This is a genomic window from Corallococcus sicarius, from assembly GCF_003611735.1.
GTDB lineage: Bacteria > Myxococcota > Myxococcia > Myxococcales > Myxococcaceae > Corallococcus > Corallococcus sicarius.
On sequence record NZ_RAWG01000498.1, the window covers coordinates 1 to 4,556 of the forward strand.

A 4,556-nucleotide genomic window follows, 5' to 3' on the forward strand; every position below is an offset into this window, starting at 1 on the left:
GGGGTGGTGGTGGGCACGAGCCAGCCCACGGTGCGGTGGTCGGAGTTGAAGAGTCGGGCAGCCAGCGCGCGCACGCCGTCGCGGGTGACCTTCTCGTAGCGCGTGGGCGCGTCGAGCAGCGCGCGCCAGTCCCCCCGGAAGGTCGCGGCGGCGCCCAGCTCCCGGGCACGGCCGTCGTTGGTCTCCAGCTTCCGCCAGAAGGTGGCCAGGGCGCTGTTGCGCGCCTTGCGCAGCTCCGCGTCGGTGACGCCGTCCTTCGCCACGCGGGCCAGCTCCTCGGTGAGCAGCGCCTCGGCGCGAGCCAGGTCCCCTCCCGGCGGCAGGTCCACCAGGAACCACGCCAGCGACGGGTCGAAGCCCATGGGGAAGGAGCCCCGCACGCGGATGGCCACGCGCGCGTCCTCCACCAGCTTGCGGTGCAGGCGCGACGAGTCCCCGTAGGTGAGGATGAGCCCCAGCAGCTCCAGCGTCTCCGCCTGCGGATCATTCGCGGCGAGCCCGTGGTAGGCGACCTGGAGCAGCGGGGACTGGGCGAGCTTCTTCACGGTGATGCGTCGCTCGCCCTGCTGTTCGGGCTCCTTCGTGCGGACGGGCTCGGGGGCGGGCTGCGACGGGATGGCGCCCAGCGTGGCCTCCGCGAGTTCGAAGACGCGCGCGGGCGCCACGTCCCCGGCGATGACGAGCGTGGCGTTGTTGGGGGCGTAGTACGTCTTGAAGTAGCGCTGGAGGTCCTCCATGCGCCAGGACTCGATGTCGGACGGCCAGCCGATGACGGGAATCTGGTACGGGTGCGCGACGAAGGCGGTGGCCTGCATCTGCTCCATCAGCGCGCCGGAGTTGTCGTTGTCCACGCCCGAGCGGCGCTCGGAGTAGACGACGCCGCGCTCGGATTCGATGACCTTGGGGTCGAAGGCGAGCGACTGGAGCCGGTCCGCCTCCAGGTCGAAGATGAGCGGCAGCGCGGAGGCGGGGAACCAGTCCAGGTAGACGGTGACGTCCTCGGAGGTGAAGGCGTTGTTGGCGCCGCCGTTGGCCTCCATCACGCGGTCGAATTCGCCGGGGCCGTACTTCTTCGCGCCGTTGAACATCATGTGTTCGAAGAAGTGGGACAGGCCGGTGATGCCGGGGCGCTCGTTGCGGCTGCCCACGCGGAACCAGTTGTTGAGGGCCACGTTGGGGAGGTCGTGGTCGGGCCACACGATGACGGTGAGCCCGTTCTTCAACGTGCGCGTCTGGATGCCGGCGCCCAGCTTCGCGACGGCGGAGGAGGGCGCGGCGGACTTCGCGGGCGGCCTGGGAGCCTGGGCAGGCTGGGCCTGGACGGTGGGCGCGCCCAGCAAGGCCAGACAGGCGAGCCACGACAATGGCGGTCGGAACATGCCCGCACCCTATTCCAGAAGCGCGGGAGCGGGAGGTTCCGGTGAGCGGAGGCTCAGGCGCCCAGCACCTGTCGCAGCACGTTGATGAAGTAGTTCTGGCTGCCGACGTGGGCCGCGTACGTGTTGGCGGACTGGTGGAGGCGCTGGGCGACGGCCTCGAACTCCGCCTGGCTGACGTCGCGCAGGGACATGTACAGGCGGGCGGCGGCGCGCAGGTGGGAGAAGAGGGGGTTCTTGTGGTGGCCGTCCGGCCGCCGCGCCAGGTGGCGGTAGAGCTGGGCGAACTCCCGGTCGTTCTCCGGGTGGCGCGTGTCGCGGCAGAAGCCGGCGGCGGTGGCCTCGATGAGGAAGAAGAACGGCTCGTATTCGAAGAAGGGCGGCTTGGCGAAGTTGGGGGGCTGCTTGTCGCCGGTCCACAGCTTCGCGATGGGCAGCAGGTGCACGTGGGCGGTGATGTCGCCGTAGCGCACGGGCACCACGTCACCCACGGTCTTGACCCGGCCCTGCTCGTCCCGCTCCACGGGGATGAACAGGCGCATGGGGTCATCCACCTTCACGCCCGCCTTCTCCAGCTCCGCCACCACGTTCGCGTCCATTGCGTTGATGTTCCTCCGGTCCCTCCATCTACCGCGTCGCGCCCGGATGTGCACCCCGGACCGCATCAGTATCCTTCCCAGACGTCGTCCGGTTCGCTCACCCTGCAGCCAGGAGCCCTCTCCTTGCCCATGACCCGAAGTGAGATCCGCGAAGCCATCCAGTCCCTCTTCGCCGTCTTCGACGCGGAGGTCGATGCGCCCACGCGCGAACACGACCTGAGGCTGGCACTCGACCGGCTCGCGTGGGCCTCCCACTTCGTGGAGGGGGAGTTCGACCCGAGCGCCCCTTCACCCGATGACGTTCGCACCACCCCCTATGAAGCGCTGACCCGACGGCTCGGGCAGTGCTTCCCGGGGTTGGGCTACTACAGCACGGCGCTCGACAGCACGGACCTCGCCGCATCGACGCCCGGGGTGGGTGACGCCATTGACGACCTGGCGGACATCGCCAAAGACCTCGAGGAGGTCCTGTCGCGTTGGGAAACCAGTGAGGTGGATGCCCTCTGGTACTTCAAGCTCCACTTCGAATCCCATTGGGGCCAACACCTCCGTGCCCTCCAGTTGCACCTGCACGAACGTGCGTTCCGCTCCAAGTCCTGAACCCTCGGGACGGAGGGTCAGGGCTCCACTTCGGCAAGGGACTGCGCGCCATCCGCACGCGGGCCTTCCGGAAGCGCGAGCAGCACCGACGTCGCGAGGCTCCGGATGGTGGTCTGCTCCAGGAGGCCCTCCATCGGCAGCACCACCCCCAGCTCCGCGTCCACGGTGTTGCGCAGCTGGAGGGCGGACAGCGAGTCGAACCCCAGGCCCGTGAGCGCGCGATCCGGTTCAACCTCCCCCAGCTTCAAGCCCAGGAGGTTCGCGACGTTCGCGCACAGGTACTGCTCCAGCATCCGCCGCGCTCCCGCCGGAGGCCCCGCCCGGAGCTTCGCCTTGTCCAGTCCCCGCGCAGGAGCCGCGGACCCAGGCACCAGGCGCGAGAACACGGGCCTGCTCGCGAACGCCGGAACGACCTCGCCCAGCCGCCCCCAGTCGAACGAGAGCACCGCGACGTGGGCCCCGAGCGCACCGGAGCGCAGCCGCTCGAACGCACCGAGCGCCGCTTCCACCTCCAGTCCCCGTCCCGAACGCAGGGCCATGCCGGACCGTGAGGTGCGGGCCGTCATCCCGATGTCCGCCCACGGCCCCCAGCTGATGCTGACCGCCGGGCGGCCCGCCGCGACCAGCGCGGGAGCGAGCGAGTCCAGGAACGCATTCGCGGCCGCGTAGTTCCCCTGCCCCGGCGCACCCGTGATGGAAGCGACGGAGGAGAACAGCACGAAGAAGTCCAGCGGCGTGTCCCCCAACGCCCGGTGCACCAACCACGCACCCGACACCTTCGGAGCCAGCACGCGCGTGAACGCATCCGCGTCGAGCCGCGCCAGCGTGCCGTCATGGAGGACGCCCGCGGCGTGGACCACGCCCTTCACCGGCGGCCACCCCCTGCGCCGCAGCTCCTCCAGCGCCCGCGCGACAGAGCGCGCATCGGAGACATCCGCGGGGACGACGGCCACGCGAGCCCCGGCCTGCTCCAGCGCTTCAACAGCCCGCCGTTGTGAACGCGGATCCGGCCCCTGCTCCATGTCCGACAGCGGCGTGCGCTGCAGAAGGATGAGCGCGCCCGCGCCCCGGGCCGCGAGGTGCCCCGCGACCGCGAGCCCCAGCGCCCCCATCCCGCCGAGGATGAGGTAGCTCGCATCGGCGCGGTACGCGGGCAGCGCGGGCGCGGGGGGCAGCTCCGCCGCCTCCAGCCTCGGCACGTAGCCCCGTCCCCGACGAAAGGCGACCTCCAGCTCGCGCTCCGGTGCCAGCAGCGCCGTGACGAGCAGCAGCACGGACCGGTCCGTCACCGGCTCGCGCTCCAGGTCGATGAGGCCGCCCGCCAGCGACGGGTGCTCCGCGAACAGCGTGCGCGCGAGCCCCCAGGCCGTGGCCGCCTCCGGCGCGGTGGGAGGTCCCTGGACCGCCAGCGCGCCCGAGGTGACGACGACGAGCCTCGCGCCCCCCGAGCCGGGATGCGCCGCCCCTCGCGCGGCCGCGGCCAGCACGGCGAGCTTGTGGCCCAGCACGCCGGGATCCACCGAACCGGAGCGCTCGCCCGCCTCCCACAGGAACACGACGGTGCCCGCCGGGCCCGCCGTCAGCGCCTCCCGCACCTGATGCTCGATGACCCGGGCATCGTGGCCAATGACCTCTGGAATCACCTGGGCCCGCGTCGCTCCGCGCTCCTGGAGCGCCGCCACCAACGGCCCGCCCAGCTCCGAACCGCTGTCCAGCACGAGCCACGGCCCACCGCTCGCGGGACGTGCCTCGAGGGGAGTCGTGGGCTCCCAGCGCAGCGTGTAGGCCCCCACGGTCGGCGCGGCAGCGGCGCGCTTCTTCCCGAGTCCCTGGATCCGCAGCCCGGTGGCCTCGGCGATCACCGCGCCGTCCGCATCCAGGATGGCCACGTTCCCGACGAGCGAGTTCCCATCCTCCGCCTCGCGCACACGCACGGCCCGGCTGTAGCGCGCCCGGGACAGCTCCCCCAGGAGGCGGAAGC

At 71.5% G+C, this 4,556-nt stretch carries 4 protein-coding genes; 1 reads left to right on the forward strand and 3 read right to left on the reverse strand.

All coding sequences use genetic code 11. The features are described 5' to 3' along the window. Together D7X12_RS39540 and D7X12_RS39545 are read right to left on the reverse strand one after the other, a co-directional pair. Nucleotides 1–1,379: M16 family metallopeptidase (locus tag D7X12_RS39540; protein ID WP_147443949.1), on the reverse strand; the 1,379-nt coding region annotated here is incomplete at its 3' end. Between the two features lie 53 nt (nucleotides 1,380–1,432). Beyond that, a complete protein-coding gene (locus D7X12_RS39545) occupies nucleotides 1,433–1,975 on the reverse strand; it encodes a hypothetical protein (RefSeq protein WP_120630315.1) in 543 nt (180 codons plus the stop codon). Nucleotides 1,976–2,104: 129 nt separating this feature from the next. On the opposite strand from D7X12_RS39545, the gene D7X12_RS39550 reads away from it, so the two are divergent. Then, nucleotides 2,105–2,575, forward strand: coding sequence for a DUF5063 domain-containing protein (locus tag D7X12_RS39550; protein WP_120630316.1), 471 nt, complete (start codon nucleotides 2,105–2,107; stop codon nucleotides 2,573–2,575). 17 nt (nucleotides 2,576–2,592) lie between these two features. Here D7X12_RS39550 and D7X12_RS39555 read toward each other — a convergent pair. Then, nucleotides 2,593–4,556: beta-ketoacyl reductase (locus D7X12_RS39555; RefSeq protein WP_120630317.1), on the reverse strand; the 1,964-nt coding region annotated here is incomplete at its 5' end.